Annotated in this window: 10 protein-coding genes; 3 read left to right on the top strand and 7 right to left on the bottom strand. The window is 35.8% G+C overall.

The features are described 5' to 3' along the window. Nucleotides 1–14: 14 nt before the first annotated feature. The 7 genes from UABHE_RS22545 to UABHE_RS22575 form a co-directional block, all read right to left on the bottom strand. Nucleotides 15–7,070, bottom strand: a complete 7,056-nt coding sequence (locus UABHE_RS22545) for an RHS repeat-associated core domain-containing protein (protein WP_372365551.1) — start codon at nt 7,068–7,070, stop codon at nt 15–17. Between the two features lie 70 nt (nt 7,071–7,140). Continuing rightward, nucleotides 7,141–7,719, bottom strand: a complete 579-nt coding sequence (locus UABHE_RS22550) for an RHS repeat domain-containing protein (RefSeq protein WP_372365552.1) — start codon at nt 7,717–7,719, stop codon at nt 7,141–7,143. A gap of 255 nt (nt 7,720–7,974) precedes the next feature. Then, nucleotides 7,975–8,991 carry a tetratricopeptide repeat protein gene (locus UABHE_RS22555; RefSeq protein ID WP_372365553.1) on the bottom strand — a complete coding sequence of 339 codons (1,017 nt, stop codon included), beginning with the start codon at nt 8,989–8,991 and terminating at the stop codon, nt 7,975–7,977. 134 nt (nt 8,992–9,125) lie between these two features. Then, the gene (locus tag UABHE_RS22560; RefSeq protein WP_372365554.1) at nt 9,126–9,887 is read right to left on the bottom strand and encodes a hypothetical protein; all 762 of its coding nucleotides are present in this window, start codon (nt 9,885–9,887) and stop codon (nt 9,126–9,128) included. A gap of 29 nt (nt 9,888–9,916) precedes the next feature. After that, nucleotides 9,917–10,066 carry a hypothetical protein gene (locus UABHE_RS22565; RefSeq protein WP_372365555.1) on the bottom strand — a complete coding sequence of 50 codons (150 nt, stop codon included), beginning with the start codon at nt 10,064–10,066 and terminating at the stop codon, nt 9,917–9,919. Further along, nucleotides 10,063–10,437 carry a hypothetical protein gene (locus UABHE_RS22570; RefSeq protein ID WP_372365556.1) on the bottom strand — a complete coding sequence of 125 codons (375 nt, stop codon included), beginning with the start codon at nt 10,435–10,437 and terminating at the stop codon, nt 10,063–10,065. The genes UABHE_RS22565 and UABHE_RS22570 overlap by 4 nt, the downstream gene beginning before the upstream one ends. A 314-nt stretch (nt 10,438–10,751) precedes the next feature. Beyond that, nucleotides 10,752–11,285, bottom strand: a complete 534-nt coding sequence (locus UABHE_RS22575) for a hypothetical protein (protein WP_372365557.1) — start codon at nt 11,283–11,285, stop codon at nt 10,752–10,754. Between the two features lie 772 nt (nt 11,286–12,057). Here UABHE_RS22575 and UABHE_RS22580 point away from each other — a divergent pair. The 3 genes from UABHE_RS22580 (at nt 12,058) to UABHE_RS22590 (ending at nt 19,768) form a co-directional block, all read left to right on the top strand. Beyond that, entirely contained in the window at nt 12,058–17,253 is a 5,196-nt protein-coding gene (locus tag UABHE_RS22580; protein ID WP_372365558.1) for a hypothetical protein, read from the top strand. 279 nt (nt 17,254–17,532) lie between these two features. After that, a complete protein-coding gene (locus tag UABHE_RS22585) occupies nt 17,533–18,180 on the top strand; it encodes a PEP-CTERM sorting domain-containing protein (protein ID WP_372365559.1) in 648 nt (215 codons plus the stop codon). A gap of 565 nt (nt 18,181–18,745) precedes the next feature. Continuing rightward, complete coding sequence (locus UABHE_RS22590; RefSeq protein ID WP_372365560.1) at nt 18,746–19,768, top strand: IS110 family transposase; 1,023 nt, start codon at nt 18,746–18,748, stop codon at nt 19,766–19,768. Nucleotides 19,769–20,169: the final 401 nt, after the last annotated feature.

The following is a 20,169-nucleotide window of genomic DNA, read 5'->3' on the forward strand; positions in this document are numbered from 1 at the left end:
ATTTATTTGTTAATTTATTTTCTTCGACTACGTTTGTAGTCCAAAAATTTTAAATAACTTTTTTCATCGGAATAAACATATCTTCCTCCGTGGAGAGGTGCTGTGAAATCAACAATAATTTTTTTCCCACTGCGATGTTTAATTTCTGCTGCAACATGCCCTCCTTGGTCGGTATATCGCGGTTTAAAACTGTAGCCCATTTTAGCAATATTTTGAAAAATTATATTTTCTTTATTTTTGAAGAACTTTCTGTTTTTAGGTGGAACTGAATTTTTATTTGGAAATAAATTTACAAACTCAGATGCAGCTCCGCACTCTCGATTATTACCTGCTTTCTTAAAAGTATCTAATTTAGCTTGCATCATAGCATCAATTATCACCTTAGCAGTAGTGGGATCACCAAAAAAATCAACGACTGCTTTTGCATTGTCATAAAAACCAGTCAAAGAATCAGTTAAACCAGATAGTTTAGAGTATAAATTTATGTATCTTTGAGCTTTCTTTCTTGTTTTGTAAATTTTTAATGCTGAACCTGCAGGAGTACGTTCTGCCAAATAATCCATGACTTTCATGAAAGAACTTCTTTTCTCCTCACTCCTTAGTTTTCGTTCTTCTTTTTTTATAACATTAAAGATACTCTCTTTTAGAGAGGTTGATTCTATGAGTATGTTGATCTTGTTCTCTAAAAGTTGCTTTGCTTTTTCTTGAGCTTTTTCTAAACCCCACTTCTTTAAGAAATCTTTGCCAAAAAGTTTTATAATTTCTTTATTTTTTCCAAAAGCATCACTATAAGAATAAGGGTTTCCACCAAAAGCCTCATAAAGCCCCATGGAGTCGACATATCCAAGACTATCTCGTTGCAAAAAACGACCAAACTCAGAGCTGTAATAACGATTTCGGAAGTACATTAATCCATTGGTTTCTTCATCTACTCTACGTCCGTGAAAACCATAAACCAGCAAATCAAAATCACTAAACTCCTCCAGCTCGCTATTTTCGTTTATCTCAAAGATCTTGCCATAAGAAGTATACTCAAAAAGATGAAGCACATCGCCATTTTCGTCAGAAAGTGCAACTGTATCCCCACGATGGTTTTCATGAAAATACCTCTCATCTTCGACAGCGGTTCCATCTTCGTTAAACACCAGCATTTGTAAATGCTCATCAATGCCCAAACCGTCAACAAACTGCCGCGAAACGACTTCTTGTCCGAACGCTTGTCCAACTTCGGCTCGTTGTTCGTGTTCTTCGATTACGCGCCAGTCGCTGTATAGAAACTTGCGCCGAATCTGAGTTAATTCCGTTTCAGGTTCACCTCCGCTGTTTGGATCGCAGTTGAATTCACTGCGTGCTACTTTAGAGATGCGTGTTTCTTCTAGCTGTCCAAAAAAGCCAAGTCCACCTAAGAACAGCGGCGTAGAACACGGATGTACATTTCCGGTTATTTGCTTTTCTTGGCTTTGCTTTTCACAATTGATATAGAGCGTCATATTCTCACCGTCGTAAACGGCGGCGATGTGTACCCACTCGTTTAGTGGAAGCGCGTTGTCACTACAGATATTGCCAAAGGCTTTTTTGAAGCCTCTATGTTTATTATGACCTCTGCGGCGATAACGACGGTGTTTATTTTTTTTCTGTTGTTGCTTCGTCACTAGAGAAAAGCATGCTTTTTTGGTTTTGCGATCTACGGATAGACGGTAGCCTCCTAAGCGGTGTATTAGCGAACCAGTTTTACAAAAGCGCCATTTATTTTCGTCTATATAGACGAAGGTTTCTAGGGTTAGTTTGTCTTTAATAGTGTTTAGGCTAGTTGACGGCTTTACGTGAATTGGTGCGCCTTTTAGTTTCACGGCTTTGGTACCAAAGAGGCCATCTACGCTGCGTTTTCTCTTGAATCTTGGTGCGCGTGCGTGGTTATTATTACCTGAGCTGTCTAGGACCTTGCCAGAGGTTTCATTGTAGTGATATAGAGCTACGGTGTCGGCATCTGCTGTGTATTGTTGTCCGCCGCCACTACCTTCTGTTTCGGTGGTGCGGGTGAATTCTTTTTGGATGCGTCTGTTGGCAAAGTCGTATTTGTAGGTGGCGATTAGTTCATTGTCAGCTTTATTTGTGATTTGAGTTATACGGTTTAGGGCGTCGTAGGTGAATAGTTTTTCACTGTCGTCGGTTAGATTCCCGTTGTCGTCAAAAACTTGTAAGTTACCCGCAATTAAGCCGTATTCATTCATTTCATTAATGGTTTGCGTTTGAACCTCACCATCAATTGTGGTGTTTGCCCAGTTTCCAACTCCGTCTAGTTGCCAACTTTGACTTTGAGTTGATGTTGTAATATCGTTGTTGGTAATTTCTCCGCGCTTAAAGTCTACTACGCGGTACAAGGAATCTAGTTGATATTTTTCACTTAGATTTGCAAAACGTAGGTTTTGTTTTTGCGTTTTGAAATTTACGCGATTGTAATTATATTTATAACCTTGAATTAACTCATTATTTGCACCTATGTGACGTAACTGAGTTAAGCGCGGGAGATTATCATAGCCAACGTTTTCATTGCCTGAGTCGTTTAACATGGTCAGCTTTGTACCATTTTTATAAACACGCTCAATTACGCGGCTTCCAATATAATCATACGCTGCGATAGGTGTTGTATCATTCGCGTCAGAAATATTTTTTACGCGATCTATTTTGTCATAACTGTAAGTGATTTTACGATTGTTTGGATAAATGCACTCCGCTAGATCACCTTCTTCGCGCCAGTTCATTGAAACTACGTGTCCGTTTTGCTTTTCTTCCAGCATGCGACTTAACGAATCATAACGTCTTTCAACAATACTATCATCTTCAGCATTGTTAGGATCATTGTTATCTATTGCCTTGATTAAGCGCGACAAACCGTCGTATTCAAAAGTTTGCTGAGTTGTTCCTGCTATATTATTTGTTGTAGATCTCGCAATATTTTTTTGAATTATGCGATTACTACCGTCATAAATATAGGTACAAACAGATCCATTGTTGTCTATGTATTCGAGAACGTTGTGATCTTTTGCATATTTAGTTTGGGTAAATTTGCCATCGGCAAAGATTGTTCTTATTAAACGATTTAGGGAATCGTACTCGTAAGTAGTGGTATTTCCATTGTCGTCTTGTACAGAAGTTAAACGCGAGTTATCATCCCAAATATTTGTTTCGGTAATTTTACCGTCATTGTTACTTGGATTTGACAAGTCTAGAGGACTACCACCATCGCCGTCAACAGTGATTTCTTGGGTGGTTTGAATTACTCGCCCTAAACCATCATGGATAATCTCACTTATATTACCAAGATCATTTGTTCCACTATTTTCAGGACCTTGAGCGTCCGCAGTTCTTATAGTTAAATTACGGCTATCATAAAAAATATAACTTGTTTGTCCGATATTATCAGTGGCTAGTATTGGGCGATCAAGGGCATCGTAAACAGTTGTACTGGTAAACGATTCTTCATCTATGCGACCAGAGGAATTCCTCTCTATTGAAGTAATTGATATTACATTGCTGTTGTTATCATAAACGCTCGAAACTTCGTTATTTTCTGCGTCTACAGCGCGGATAACTCGGCTGGCACCATCATATTCTACACTACTAATCTCTTCGCCATTTGGGCTTGCTGAAATAGTAAAAGTGGTGCGCGAGTTACGGTCATATTCTACGAAGCTTGTTACGCGACCGTCACCAGGGGAGAGATCATCGTCATTTAATACTACAGGTCTTACGGTTGTGATTCCTGTCGAGACAAACAATTCCGCTTCCTGTTTAAATACACGCGAAAGCTCGTCGTAAAATGCGTGTGTACGACTTAAAAGAGTGTTACCAGTTGTAGAATTAGCTGTGCGGCTAAGACCACTAACAGTTCCAAATATAGATGATTCAATTACATTAGATGCTGGATCATATTTTTGTTGAACAACTTCTCCTGTAGATGTTGTTGTTTCTACTAAACGATCAAATCCATCGTATTTGAAAAGTGTTTTTTCGCGTTCACCATCTCCATCTGTATCTTCAGCATCAGCAACTTGTAGTACATTGCCATTTGCGTCAATTTCTGTTGTTGATTTGCTCTCTATCGCTGCTCCAGGCGATGATATGGTAGCAATGACTAAATCGCGTTCATCGTAGAGCGTACGAGTAATATTATTTGCATCTGCTCCTGATACTGCTAGAGGACTTTTTACTTCTATTAAATTTTCGTTTTCATCGTAACGCATTTCCGTGGTGAGAATCTTGTTGTTGTCAACACGCTGTGTTACTTTGATCGGATTATTGAGTATATCGTACTCAACTGTTGATTCAATAAAATCGGGTAAATCGGGGTTATTACCATCGCGATATTCTACTTCGCTACGCACAACATTGTTATTATTGTCATAAAACAAGCGTGTTTTGTAAGCAAAAGCTGTTAAATTATCTTCCGCTGCTTGACTAACATTAGCTGCTGATTTTGTTTCTACTATTTGATTGAGCGAGTTATAAGTAAATTCTGAGCGTATACCTCTTGGATTTACTACGAATATGGTATTTCCAACACGATCATACCCAAATGTCGATGAAAGCTTCGTTGGTGCTGCATTACCGCGGTATCTTGTGGTATGAACATTATCCACAATCACTTGTTTTAGATAACCTGCTTGTGGATCAAATTCTTCTCCTAAATGGTTTTGACCGTCTAGTACGTTTAGGCCATCACCATCAGGATCATTTTCAGGATAGTAAAAATACTCGGTGACTTCACCTTCTGCTGTTTCTGCTTTTAGTATTTGTCCGTAACGAGAATAAGAAACTCTTGTTTCTATTTTTTGAACAGTACTTCCTTCAACTGCAGCTTGAGGGCTTGCATTTCGTAAATTTACTAGTGGAGCTTTAACTAAAATCATATTCCCACAAATACTGAACGTCGAGTCTTCGTTTAAATCACCTTGTTCTAGTTTGTTTTCAACCGAAGATATATCTATGTTGTATTTTTCAATTAATTCTCTTAGTGTAAAACCACAACTGCATCCTACGGTATCAAGGTTTCCTTCAAAATAGTCAGGAATATACTCCGATGTATATCTTCCTTCTGTTATAGGGCCACCGTTTTGCGGTTCAAAATTTTCTGTTAATTCGCGTTGTTCTGTGTAGCTAATCAGCTGGTTGAATACAGGTTCATACTCCATTTCAACTTTTAGAAAATCTTGGTCTGCTCCGCGTACTGCATCAGGAAAAACAGTGGCGCGAATTGGATTGCCGCGCTGAAATACATTGTTGTTATTTTCATCGTACTCAGTAACTACTCTGTTTTGTAATGGTGCGATGACTTCTGTTTGTAAGCCTGCTTCGTTATACTTCATTGTTGTTATGAAAGAGACCGGATCGTTTTCGCGTAGCCCTCTTGTTTTGACTTCTTTTTTTATTAGATTTTTATTTATGTTGTAACTAAGAATAGTAACATTTCCACGCCTATCGGTAACTGTTACAACTTCTCTTGGTAAATCAAGGTCATCAGGGGCTTCCTCAATGTTTATTTCTTCTCTAGAGAAAAAAACCGTTCCTCCTGCTTCAACGCCTGAGATATTTGTTCCTGACCAATCTTGTTTAAAAAGTCTATCGTCTGCATCATAAAAATTTGTGACACTTGCCTCATTGTTTGTGGCAGTTTCGTTAGGTTCGATGATTTCCAATAAATTATGGTTTAAGGCCTCGTTATCAAAACCTGATGAATAGACATATTTGTAAAGTTTTCCATCTGGAAAATCGTTGCCATTCGACGTGTTTTCTACTACAGGAGAACGTACTGAAATAAGCTGCCCTAGATTATTGTATGAATAAACAACTTCGCGCGATATAAAATCTGTGATTTTGACAAGCCTGTTATTCTCATCATATTCGTGTTTGATAGGTCTTGATAAAGAATCGAAAACCGTATCTAAGAGACCTTTGTCGTTATAAGTCATGGTCAAAGCGTTGCCACAGCGAGTTGTGATCGATGCTAGTTTTCCAGCGCGCTTTTGTGGATCATCAAATGGAAAAAATTTATAAATGGTTCCATTTGGTTCTCGCAAAAAGAAAAAGCCAGCGTCGTCCTTTACTATTTTATTAAAATGTGTTTCTGGTGAAAGAATACTACCGTCAGAAAGAACTGTATAAATGTCACCACGCATACGATGGTAGAGAATAACTTCTGTTGCTATTCCTGGATTTTGAATAAGACGCATATTGTAATTGTGATCCCAATTTTGTCCGATTGGGCCGTTAAAATTTACGCGTGATTTATAGTATCTTTCAAAACGATAATCAATACCACGTCCAGCTATTTGTAAATCGATATTTGAACATATCATCTCTAAATTGTTGAGTGCTACAGGGTCACCAAGTTGTGCTCCTGCTGGTGAAGGACATTTAGAAATACCTGGAGAGTTAGAGCAACCTGAATCGCATGAGGTGTTTCCTGGTGAACCAGCTGTGCTGTTTATTAAATTTTGTATTTTGTTTGCACTTATAGATAGAAAGTTATACGCCAATTCTCTGTTGACGAGAGAACAATCGTTTTCTTCTATTGTTGCATCGCTACCGCCTTGGATTTGAACTTCTGCTTCGAAGAATACTGGAGCAAAAGGAAGAAAACCAAAAAGTTCTCCTCTAACAATAACTTTACCATCTTCTACAAAGAAAGTAATATCCAAATCATCGCCAAAAAAAACAGATCCCCATATTGGATTGTCGAAACTTCCTACAAATTTCAAAGGGAGCGATTCTTCGGGTATAGGGCTAGCAGCGCTTTTAGAAATATGAAAACGACTTGTTCCTTGTGATTTGTTTAAGTTATCGCGCTTAGCAAATTTTTCCGTTTTATAATTTCGAAATTTTTTGATATTGGATTTTTTAATACCAGGATTTAGGGCAGAACTTTCAAAGCTACTTCCACCTCCTCCTCCATCTGTTAAGCCTAATGTAGTAAAGCCAAATAATGATGTTTCTTTTCCAGCACCAAAAACTATAAAGTCTTCTAACTCACTTTGTTCAAAAGTCAGACTGGAAGGGGTTTCATCTGTCACTGTGAATTTTTCAGAGCATGTTTTATTTCTAAAACCACCATCTTCATTGAAAAAAAATCTAACTTTCCAATCACCGGATAAATTTTTTCGATTGTATACAAAAGAATGACATTCGTGTCAGACTCCCATCTGTTCCATTTAATACTACAGGTCTTACGGTTGTGATTCCTGTCGAGACAAACAATTCCGCTTCCTGTTTAAATACACGCGAAAGCTCGTCGTAAAATGCGTGTGTACGACTTAAAAGAGTGTTACCAGTTGTAGAATTAGCTGTGCGGCTAAGACCACTAACAGTTCCAAATATAGATGATTCAATTACATTAGATGCTGGATCATATTTTTGTTGAACAACTTCTCCTGTAGATGTTGTTGTTTCTACTAAACGATCAAATCTATCGTATTTGAAAAGCGTTTTTTCGCGTTCACCATCTCCATCTGTATCTTCAGCATCAGCAACTTGCAGTACATTACCATTTGCGTCAATTTCTGTTGTTGATTTGCTCTCTATCGCTGCTCCAGGCGATGATATGGTAGCAATGACTAAATCGCGTTCATCGTAGAGCGTACGAGTAATATTATTTGCATCTGCTCCTGATACTGCTAGAGGACTTTTTACTTCTACCAAATTTTCGTTTTCATCGTAACGCATTTCCGTGGTGAGAATCTTGTTGTTGTCAACACGCTGTGTTACTTTGATCGGATTATTAAGTATATCATACTCAACTGTTGATTCAATAAAATCGGGTAAATCGGGGTTATTACATAAGTGTATAAAGCCATCATGATATTTCCAGCGACTATCGATAAACTTAGATCCAGTTTCAGACTATAGTCAGTAGTCAATCACTCTGTACATTATTATCAGTCAGTCACTCTGCACATTATCTGCACATTATTATGAGAATCACTTATTTTCCAGTTCCTTTAAAATATCTAATGCCCTGTTTTTCCATGCTTCCATTTGAGCAAAATCATTTCCATGTTGTTTTGCTAAACTAACAACTGTGTGGTACCTTTTTCTTGCATTTTCTAATTCTCCCATTGCTCGAAAAGTTTCAGCAAGATATAAATTTGCGCTAACTTTACCTGTGATAAACATTGCTTTTGCATATGACAAATCATGTTTTGTTGCTTCTGTTGATTCCTCTATATCTTTTATTAGCTCAGGAAGTAGATTTATTGCATGTTTCAAAGTTTTAACAGCTTCTTTGTTTTTTCCAAGAACATGTAAAGTATGACCCATTCGTGTAAAAAGCATTGGGTTTTTAGGCATCAATTTAGACAGTTTAGTGTAACCCTCTAATGCTTTATCATAGTTACCAAAATTAAACAGCAAATCAGACGAATTCATCAATACAGATTTATTGTTTTCATTTATCTTCAGTACCTCCATATAGCCTTTTAGTGCTAAATTTGCATACCTTTCACATTTCTCAGGATCTTGTCTATTAGTATCAGCAAGGGCTTTATAACAAAAAGCAATATTTGCTAATACTTCGTCATGCTTATTGTAACCTAACTCATAACTTTTCTTAAAAGCATCTATCGCTTTTTCCAAAGAACCTATTCGTTTAAAGAGTTGTCCTATCTCAAAATAAGCCAATGCATTTTTAGGGTCTATTTGGAGAACTCTTCGGTAGTAGCTTATGGCTTTATCTTCTTGTTCCATTTCTCCATGTATATCACCAATAAAAAAACAAAGTTTTATTTTTTTTAAATTATCACTTTCTTTTTTCAGTTGATTTTTCAAAATAATAATAGCCTGGGAATATTTTCCTTGCTTAGTTAGGGTAAAGGCCTCATTTATTACTTCTGATGATTGTTTCATTTGCATACCTTTTTTATTAGTATCTTTGTCACATGAAGTTGCAGACAAAAGGGAACAAATACAAATTAAAAGTATAATAGAAATAGATTCCATGCCATATCCCTTTTTAACATAAATACTTAAGTTTAAGTTTAAATTTTTAATATCATAATCAACACTTTAATTGATATTTCGCCAAACTTTCTGCATCAATTGTATAGAGACTGCTAGAGTCACAGTATACCACATTAAGGAACTGGTGTCAGACTCCCATCTGTTCCTTGTTGCCCAAAAATAATGGCTTTTCCATCTTGCGATAAACGGTATGTTAATACAGATCCTACACCTACATCAACAGGTCCACCAATCCAAGTGACTCCTCCGTCAAAAGACACTTGCCCTTGTAAGCGATCATTGCCACCGGAGTCTTTTTGTTTAAATACAGCGGCAATAGATCCATCGCCATTTGTTTCTAAATTAACATTGAAAGAGGAAAGCAGGTCAAGGCTCGCATCTCCGATAGGAGACGATTCTTGCCAATTTGCAGAATCATCAATTGGGCCAGATGCGGCAAATAGCTGATCTTTCCCTGAGTTTGTATCGAATTTTTTGTATATAACAACACCGTTACCAGTGCTTGTTATTTCAATATTCTTTACTTCTATGTCTCCACTCATTACTGGAATATTACCTTGGGAAACAAAGTTACCATTTTCAAATTGAAATAGTGAGGTTATGTTACCACCTTGCACTATTGCGGTTATTTCTCCTGAGCTACTTTTTTTGGAGAATACTTTAGCGTCTGTTATCGGTGACAAAAAGTTAAAGTTACCGAAATTTGTTCCATCGAAGATTACGAAACCAGCACTACCACTTTGTTCTACTGTGGCTACTGTAGTGTTGTCTCCGGTAAAGAACACTTGCTTTTTCTGGATATCTGGGGTGGCAAAGTCTTGGGTTTCACCTTTCCACTCTTTTTGTGCAAATGTTGGTACTATAAAAAGCAACATTGCTCAAAATAATGCTAAATATTTATTCACTATTGTTCCTCTAATTGCGTTTTTATTATTTCTATCTGCTTTTTCTTTAAACCTACAGAATAATGTTGAGGATTTTCTTTTATAAACTTGGTTAGGTTTTGTAAATTTTTCGCGAGCTGCGATTGATTTTTTTTGTTACGCTTTTTCAAAGTAATGAGCCACTGCTCGATGTTTTTTTATTCTTGTTGTCTGGATCAGCTTGCAATACTTTTTTAAAGTGTTTAATCGCTTCTTTCTCACTGCCCACTTTGCCCATAAAATCTACACCTAGTTTTAAATGCCCTACAACATCGCTATTTTTGATATTTTTTTGCAAATGCTGTTGTTTTTTCTGTGAGGATATATTTTTCTGTTTTCTAGGTGCTATATTTTTTGAAGAATTATCTACGTTTTCTATTTGCTTTCTCAACTGCACAATTCTCTTATGATTGATGAATATTAACGTTGTTAAACAAATATAAAAAATCAAACCTATGCTGATAGTAACATCATAGAATAGTTTTTTCTTTTTGGTTTCCAAAACCTCCTCCCTCATTTTGATTGTTGTATTTTTTGTTTTTCGAGTGACTGTAGGGTTGCTTGTTGTTGATACAAATATAATGCTTCAGCACAAATCAACAACATCAGTACCGCAAATATAATTTTTCGTAGTAGCATTTTGTCCTTTCAGTTTTGTCTAAATAAGGGAGTAAATAAGACATGTTTTTTATATTTATATAAAGTCTTTTATTTATGAGGTTTTTTAAAGCATCAAAGATGCTTTTACTTTGTAAAACGCTTCAAAATAAAAAAGCGGCAAAGAAAAATGACTTTTGTCCAATTAATTCCACAGATTTAGTGACATTTTAATACGTACGGATTTTCACTGGGCATAATAACAACGCGTTTAGTTGCAACTTGATAACCAGATTGAAAAACCTCAAATAGATAACTCTCTAGCTTTATTTTTTGACCATCAACTACTTTTATACCAGAAGATGTCTCGTTTTTTACGCGGCATATATATGATTGTTTTTTGTTTTCTGGTTCTATATCGTAAGTAATTTCGAGTTTAAATTTCACATCTTTTGGATTTAATATGTGAGAAATTATATATGGTTGGTTTGAAGGCAATATTTCAATAGTTGTTGTTATTGAAATATTGCCTGCGTGCTTAATTCTTAGTTTATATTCACCAGGCTTAATGTTTTTTCGGTTTTTGATATCAATACCATTTAAAGTACATATTTGTGGTGATATTTCCATCTTAGGAAAAGATGCGAATATTTTCGCTTCTACGCGACGCGATAAATTATTTTTTTCATCTGCTTGAAGTTCAAAACTAAAGAGGCTTATCAGTAGTAAAGGTATTAGAAAATATTTGTACATTGAATTATTACCTTTCGAAATTTTTTTTTACCGCTCACTTGTTGTGAATAAGTAGTAAACTAAAGCATTAGAATGCTATCTTTGAGTTGTATACCAATTTCGCTTATTTGAAGTATATACTGCTCAGACAATGAAAGCCTACTTTGTATTCATTTCTTCGGATATAGATGCAAATATGTTTGCTAGATTGTTAACGAGACGCTACGCATTAAAATAACATTTTTATAACTTGTTGATATATCTCCCTAGGAAGAACGATTGGTGTAATGGATGAAGAACTTCATACAACTGTATTTTCTATATTTCATAGTTAGTTGTAAATCAAGACTAAAACGGTGATGTTCTTGTTTGAAAAGAAGTATATAAAACCAACGTTTTGCTAATTTTCTCTTGATTTTTTTCTACTTTTCCTTAGGCTTGGTAGGCGTTTCGAAATATTTTTTATATTTTCTTATTAAGCGTGTTATCGACTAGAAAAAAACACACTTTCATTTAAATTCTTTATTTTATAAGCAGTATAAACTGTTATAGCCGTCATTGTTATAAATATTCGGCTAAAGATTTGGCCTCTAGTGGACTGTAACATCTATTTTAGCATAGGTAACGCAGTGTATTTTGCGTTTTTAACAAGGCGCGACGAAACACAAAGCCGTAGTTCTGTACCTGAGGTGCAACGAAGTTTAAAACCAAAAGACCAAGTTATTTAGCTTAAAATCGGTGTTACAGCGTACTAGTTTAAAAATATTACTCTTACAGTGTTGAAGGTATAGGTATGTATAAATATATTTTTGTAATTCTTGCAATATTATTGTTTTCAAATAATGCATTTTGTGAACATTATGTTTACATCTCCGATATAACAGTGGAGAAAAAAAATAGCAAAGGAAAGCATTGGGATAGCTTTTACGGAAAACCAGACATTATTTTGTCTATCTATATCTGGCAAAACAGCAAATGGCTTAAGTTGTACAATAGCCCAAAGTTTCAAAATATGTATCAAGTAAGAGAAACAGTGGTCACTGAAATTTCGATTTCACATGGTCAGAAGATTAAATTTGAAGTTACTGACAAGGATTTGAAAAAAAGTGATATTATTGGCGATGTTGAAATTACGATAAATCATTCTAGTTTGTTAGAGAAACAAAATCTTTCTTTTGGCAGAGTTAAAAATTTATCTTTCCTCACTTTGCCATATAAAAATGAAGCGCAAAAAGATTCTTATAATCAAAACCGCGGGAAAATACTCGAGAAGCAAAAGGAAACGATAGCGACGCAAAAGAAGATAATTATCGATTACGAAAAACAACTAAGTGAGTTGAGAAAAATAGTTAAAGAGTATGATGATTCAAAAAAAGCTACTGTTTCTAAGCATCGTTTGTCTCTTAAAATAAGCGATCCTTTGTTTACTGAAAAGACAATAGAGGCCGATGATATTGTTGTTGTAGATACCAACAAATCTATTAAAAATAGATTGATTGCTAGTGGTAGCTATATTGTGAGTATCAGTAAAAAAGGATATGAAACTCTCGAAACTAAAATAGACGTAAATGACAATGGAATAGTGGCAAAAGGAATCACTTTACAACATAAATTTAGAGTGGTACAGTTCCTTGCTACGGATGCTTCAGAGGGAGGAGAAAACGTTTTGTTAAAAGGGCAAGATATTGTTCTTTTACAAAATAATGAACGAATTGACTATCAAAATGTTCTTCTTCCAGGTCACTACACTTTAAAAATTAACCGCAGTGGCTATGAAAAAATTCAAAAAAATATTACCGTGGTTCCTGGAGAAGCTGAAGACAGGCACTATATAGAAATGGTTGCTATTCCTCGTAAGGTTCTCTTGCAAATAGACTATGATGTTATGCCTCCAGGCGATTTAAACCCTGATAAGAAATATTTACTTCCCTTGGAGAATGCGGAAAAAATCGATATTACGGAAGAAACAGCTGTTATAGGTCACTTTAATATAGTTGTGGAAAAAGCAGGTTATCAAAAATTTACCAAGGAAATATTTATAAAGCCAAGTAGCGAGCCTTATGTATTACATGTTCATATGTCATCAAGGAATAGATATACTTTGTGGAAAATATCTTCTGATTTTGATGTTTCCCCTATTCCTAGTCCTGATGAAATGGATGTTCATGTTAATATTCGCAAAAAAGGCTACAAGCCAATTGAAAATTTAGAGAAATCACTGTCGACGCGAAAATTAGAAACAGAAGTACGTTGTTTTTTGGAAGCTCTTCCACGGCAAGTTATTGCAAATATATCAGCCGATAATACTTTGCGGACTATTACTCCAGATGTGATTTCTTTGTCGCGTATCCTTGATGGAACAGAGCAAGAAAGCGTTGATATAGCAACAAAAGCGCCTTTTAAAGAATACAAGCCCGGGCGTTATTTTCTACGAATTTATAAGGTTGGATATAAACCTATAGAGCAAGAGTTAATTATCTTTCCAGACGATAAGCACTATGTTATCAAAAAAGAAATGGTTTCTATGCGCCGCACATCAATTATTGATGTAACAAGTGATTATGAAGATAACAAGATAAAGCCAGATTCAATGCTCATTGATCGTCAAAATGCAGAAGAGGGCTATAAAATAAAGCCAGGGGAATATACGTTGGTTTTAAATAAGGCTGGGTATTATCCGATCGAGAAAATTATTAATGTTACCCCCAGCAACAAAGTATTTACGATCAAAGGGCAATTTAATGCAAAACCTCGTGAGGTTCAATTTAAGATTTTTGGCGTTACCGGAGAAGCGAAAGATGTAAAAGTCACCATCGGTGACATTGAAGTTCGTAATGGTAGTTCCGTTGTTCCTCGAAAACTATATGATTTTCGCGTAGAGTGTAAAGGTTTTGTGACACATACATTCAAAAGTGCAATACCTCCAGCTAATGAGCCTTATGTTTTCAATGCGACTTTAAAACCCAAAAAACGCCGCGTTATTCTTAGTGTAACAGCTGAATTTCCAAAAGGTATCGATTTAGAACCACTGGATATCAAGACTCTTAGTACCGAGACATTACAAGAAGCGACAGAAGTTAAACTTGGAAAGCATGAGTTAGTTATAGCAAAAACAGGATATGAAAGTATTCGCGAAACAGTGGATGTAAAAGTTTCAGAAAAACCTTTTTACATTACAAGAACAATGAAAGCAAAAAAGCGCGCTTTGATGTTTGATTTGGAATACGATGTTATCTCTGAAACCTCGAATTTTTTGCAAAAAATAAGATTAAAAGGTAAAACAATTGCATTTGATAGCATAGTCAAAAGTAATGATTTGATTGCTCCTGAAAACTACCAGTTAGAAATCTATGCTGATGGTTATAAACCATTATCAGAAACAATTACAATCCATCCAGCTGAAACCCCTTTTCTGATAAGCCAAAAACTCATTGCTTTGCCGAGACAAGTGGTCTTTCGCATTACCTCAGATTATGACGCCGCGACAAATTTACAAGAGTGCGAAATTCTCGTTGATGGGGTTCCGGTTAAAAATATTACAAAAATAAAACCAGGTGTACATTCTTTGACGATTCATAAGCCTGGTTTCCATTCTATTAGCGACGAAATTAAGATTTTAGCAGGTACCACTAGTTTTATTGTTGAAAAACAGTTAGTTTCCATACCACGTGTTGTAAAAGTAACACTGGTGGATAATGAAAATGGAAAGGTCATTATCCCTGATCTCGTCACATTAGATGATTCGAAGGTAACAGGAACAGCTATTTTTAAACCAAAAAATTATCATTTGATTATAGAAGCAGAAGGTTATGGAACACTAAGTGAAGACATCAATATTGAGCCTGGTGTCAACGATTATGTCATTAAGAGATTTCCAAATTCATCTAAACGTTTAATATTAACGGAGATAAAGGGAGATTATAATGACAAACTACTCTCTCCACAGCAGTTAACATTAAATGGGGTCGATATCATACCAGGTACTAGTAAAGTACGTCCAGGTGGTCATAATTTAGTGATCTATGTCCCAGGCTATGAACAGTCAACTTCTCGTGTATCAATAACTCCAAGTCAGTATGGCTACACAATTAAACATAATCTCGTTTCTAAAAAACGAAAATTAGCTTTTAACATTAGCAATTCCCTAAATCCAGAGATTAAGATAGCTCCAGATAAAGTGCTTTTTAATGTCGTAGAAATACGAGAAGGTGAAGAAGTAAAGCCAGGCGAATACTATGTTCAAATCGAAAAGAAAGGTTATGATGGTATCACGAAAATGGTGAAAATTGAACCATCAGAGGACATTTATACGTTAGATGTGTCTATGTCTCCACGTGCTCGTCATTTAAGCTTACAGATAGATGGTGAATATCGCCCGGGTGTTCTTGTTGATTTAGATGAAGTTATTGTAAATGGAGAAGTCTTTGATTTAACAAATGTTCTTGAGGCAGGAGATCATTCGGTTATTTTAAGAAAAAGAGGCTATGAACCCCTTTCTTTCGATATTACGATAAAAGCAGGTGTTTCCGCTTTTGTAGTAAAAAAGACAATGACAACAAAACCTCGCCAAATAAATGTAAAGGTAACAAGCGATTTTGTTCCGCAAGATGAAATATTTGAGCCAGAATTGTTAACACTTGCTGAACGAGATATCGTGCCTGAAGAAAGTTTCAAACCAGGATTCTATGAAATGGTAATTTTTCATCCAGGCTACGCTGAAATACGCGAAAAAATAGAAGTAGAACCTGGTGAAGGTGTCTTTCAACTGGAACGTCATTTAAATCCTAATCGCCGCCGCCTCTCTGTTGATTTAGCTTACGATGTGAAACCAACAGAAAAATTAGGTCCACATAGAATTAGCTTGCGTAGCCTTGATGATCCAGAGTTTCACCAAGTAAAAGAAGGTGATATGATTTCTCCTGGAGAATATAAAGTTCAAGTTGAAAAGGAAGCTTATCTTCTACATGAAGGGCGTATAGTTGTTCAACCAGAGGTCGGACCTTATGTACTTTCCATGGAATTATTAGCTAAACATGTGCAAATCCTCGTAGATCTAAAATACGATGTTGCTCCAAGTGATGAACAAAAATCCATTGGCGATTATAAAGTTACATTCGTTGACAGCACAAAAATTGGGCGTAGTGTTGAACATGGCAATCGAATCAAACCGAATTCTCAAATTTTAGAGATTGATCAGCCTGGCTATGAGTTTAGAGAGAATAAAAAAACGATTCACATTAGTCCAAGCGAAGAACCGTACTGGATACGTGAAACTTTATATGCAAAACCAAGGCCACTATCATTTAGTATACTTGATCCAAGAACAAAACAATTGGTGACAGCAGAAGAAGTTATCATCAATGGTGAAACAGCGACGCCTCAAGCAAAATTCAGTCCAGGAATTAAATATGGATTAATTGCAAAATTTGAGAAATTTCAAACTATTAATCGCACCATTTTAATTCAACCTGGAGAAGGGCCATTTGTTATCAACGTTAGTTTAGTAGCGTATAAAAAATACCAAATGAGAATTGGTAAAGCATATACCAATATGATACGGGACAATATTAAATTCCCGTTAGAAGTTTTTATTGATGGAAAACAATTAGAGAAACATCATATTGGTGAAGGAGAAGGGTTCAATTTGATTAACTATGATTTTTTTGCCCCGCAAAATTTACAATCTATGCGTGTTGTATGCGGATACTACTATAGTGATTTGACCGCAAGAAAAGCATTTGATTTTCGCGACTTAGCAAAAATTGATATTGGTCGTTTAGAAGAACATTTGTTGCAGCTAGCAAGAAATAGTCCAAGAAATGCTTTACGCCGCATTGTACGTCTATTAAAAGATAGCCAAGATAAATACAAAATAATGGCTCTTTCTAGAGAAAATCGTCAAAGAATCGCAAATTTATTGCGCGATTTAACGTTAAATGTAGAAGAATCAAAAATGAGAAAAAAAGTCATTCGGAAGCTGCATAAATAAAGGTTAAATTTTGAGAAAATTTTTTTGAGATTGGCTAGATGGCGGCATACTTCGTTTGCTACGCTTGTATCCTCAACTCTCCAAGAGCTGAGAGTACAAGCGTTTACTCAGGAGGACATCATACAAAAAAATTCTTAACTTTAGAATTTCAAACTTTGACAGAATATAAGAATTTTTCTTAATTGATGACACATCCTAATTAAATAATGTGTAATAAAAAAATAGAAGGTAAGTACCTTTAAATTTTTTAGTTATCGTTTGAACAGAAAGGTACAAAATATGAACAAAGTTATTTTTTTAATTGTATGTTTTCTTATTACTCTCCCTACTAATGCGGAAATATTGACATTTACATATGTAGATGGGATAGTAGAGTCAGGAATAATTAACGGGGTTGATCAAACAGGTTTAAGTATCGATCAGGTTGAAATTGAGATAAGTGATGGATTAACATTTTCGGGTGGACAAATTCTAACCGGAGGAAATAGCGGAGACTTTATTAGCTTATCCGTGACAATAGGAGGCACAGTATTCTTAGCCGATGCAGGAAGTTTTCAAGATGGATTTCGCGTGGATACGGCAGGATTATTCAACGCTTTAAATGATCCTGCCGTCTTTCGATTTTTAGGACTGGACAATAATGAGATAATCAACGCACAAGATGGAGATACACTAAGGGAGCATTTCGCTCGCAATGGAAATAGTTATACCGTAGACCAGGATGGACTGATATTGACAGCAGGAACAATGACATTCAATGGAGGCTTAACCATTGATGCAACTATAAACGGAACCGTCGGAGCGTTAGTTACTTTAGACGCAGCAGTACCTGAACCATCAGCTTACATTTTGTTGTGTTTCTTAGGACTAGGAATATTTATCAGACAAAAAAATGCCAGTAAAAAAGTGTATGGCCAAGAAGAATAATTATTTTAGGACATCTTAGGGCGTGTCATCATTCAAAATATTGTGTGTTTTTTCGAGCCCGTTTCCGAAACTTTCACTAACAATTTATCAGAAGCAAAGTTTCTTTTTCCATCGCAAAAAACTAGTATTGAACCAATAAATCACTTTCTGTCGCTCTCAAAAAGTTTTCGGGCGCGGGCTCGCAAACGAGCTCGGGCTCGCAAACGGGCTCGGGCTCAATACTACTGGCGTATCATTAAATGAATCCGTTATATTTTTATCTGTATTGAATGATGACACGCCCTGGTATCATCAATCTTGACAAAATTAATCTACTTTGAGAAGATAAAATTCGCACACGCCCTAAGGCAAAACTTGATATTTAGACAGAATCAATAATCTTCTCTTGAGTAGACCGGACAAATAAACGCCAAAGGTTTCTCAAAACCGTTGTTAGACAGGTCAAAAATCTCTGGGAAAGCGTAGAGAAATCAGAGCTCCGAGCTCGTATACCAGGTAGCAAAGGGTCCCCAGAGAACAACACTCAGTGAGAAAGGTATTTCATTCATAAGATAAGGAATAAAAAATGTCAGTTCTCACAGTAGGAATAGATGTAAGCCAAGACAAATTGGATGTCGCAATAATAAATAAAAGTCAGGATAAGCCAACAGATCTTGGAACATTCTCCAACGAAAACAAAGGTCATAAAAAGTTATTAAAACAGTTAAAGAACATAATAAAAAAACATGAGTTAGAAAAAATACGAGTAGTAATAGAGCCAAGCGGTGGATATGAGCAACCAATAGCAAGATTTGCTCTCGACCACGAATGGACTGTAAACATGGTCAACCCATTTAAAGTAAGAAAGTGGGCTGAATCAGAAGGCATAAGAGCCAAAACAGATCGCATGGATGCAAGATTACTTGCTAATTTTGCTATTGCAAAAGGCACTTTACCACAGTGGCAACCTCAAGAAGAACACATTGCTCAACTTGACGAAATGCTCAAACGTAAAGAAGAGTTACAGCAATCGCTTTTACGTGAAAAAAATCGCCTTAATGCTTTACTTCTCAAACTAAAGTTCGAAGGTTCTGCCCTTGCTAGTATCAAAAGATCTATTGAATGGATTCAAGATGAAATCAGACGCCTTGAGAATGACATCAACAACCACATTGGGAAGCATACTGACTTAAAAGAACAAGTCAAAAAGCTCAAAAAAACTCCTGGCGTTGGTGATAAAAATTCTCTTTACTTTCTTGTTCTGTTTCATCGTTGGACTTCTCTTACTCAAGGTCTTGGTTCTGCAAAGCAACTTACTTCTTATGTTGGTCTTGATCCAGTTCCTCGATCTAGTGGTTCTAGCATTAAATGCCACGAAGCTATTTCTCGTAAAGGTAATCCTTCTTTACGTAAAATGCTGTATCTTGGAGCTCTCGGAGCTGTTTACGGAACTACAAAAGGTCCTCTTCGCACCTTTTTTAATCGTCTTGTTTCTCGTGGCAAGCACAAGAAGCTTGCTCTTATTGCTTGCGCTCGTAAAATTCTTATTTGGGCTTGGACTACTTTTCATAAAAATACGTCTTTTGATCCTTTAAAATTTACTTCTTAACCTTATTTTTTATAGCTTCTTTACTGTTCTTTGAAAATTTTAATTTTACTGAGTTTTTGACTTGTCTCGATGAGAGAAATCTAGTATTAAAAAAATAACAAGGGTATACTAGAAGTCAGATATACAGCAGTTAGAGAATTTCGAACAGTTTTGCCATAGCTAAGCGATTAAAACGAGTATGTATTACCTTATTAAGAATATAATTCTTATGCGATGTTCTCCTAAGTAAATAATTATTTACTTTTGGTACGCATCAATTTGATGCTTTATTTTACTAAGTAAACGCTTGTCTCTTCTTCCTAGAGGAAGAAGAGACAAGCGTAGCAAGCCAGGGGTTTTTCTTAATTAATGACCATCCTAAACTAAGTTTGGATTATTATAATTCTAGGTTTGTTATCCTA

It is taken from the genome of Candidatus Uabimicrobium helgolandensis, assembly GCF_041508025.1.
Taxonomy (GTDB): domain Bacteria; phylum Planctomycetota; class Uabimicrobiia; order Uabimicrobiales; family Uabimicrobiaceae; genus Uabimicrobium; species Uabimicrobium helgolandensis.

Coding starts and splice junctions, on each gene's coding strand:
- UABHE_RS22550 (WP_372365552.1), bottom strand. CDS start 7,719: ATGCGTTACGATGAAAACGAAAATTTGGTAGAAGTAAAAAGTCCTCTA.
- UABHE_RS22555 (WP_372365553.1), bottom strand. CDS start 8,991: ATGGAATCTATTTCTATTATACTTTTAATTTGTATTTGTTCCCTTTTG.
- UABHE_RS22560 (WP_372365554.1), bottom strand. CDS start 9,887: ATGTTGCTTTTTATAGTACCAACATTTGCACAAAAAGAGTGGAAAGGT.
- UABHE_RS22575 (WP_372365557.1), bottom strand. CDS start 11,285: ATGTACAAATATTTTCTAATACCTTTACTACTGATAAGCCTCTTTAGT.
- UABHE_RS22580 (WP_372365558.1), top strand. CDS start 12,058: ATGTATAAATATATTTTTGTAATTCTTGCAATATTATTGTTTTCAAAT.
- UABHE_RS22585 (WP_372365559.1), top strand. CDS start 17,533: ATGAACAAAGTTATTTTTTTAATTGTATGTTTTCTTATTACTCTCCCT.
- UABHE_RS22590 (WP_372365560.1), top strand. CDS start 18,746: ATGTCAGTTCTCACAGTAGGAATAGATGTAAGCCAAGACAAATTGGAT.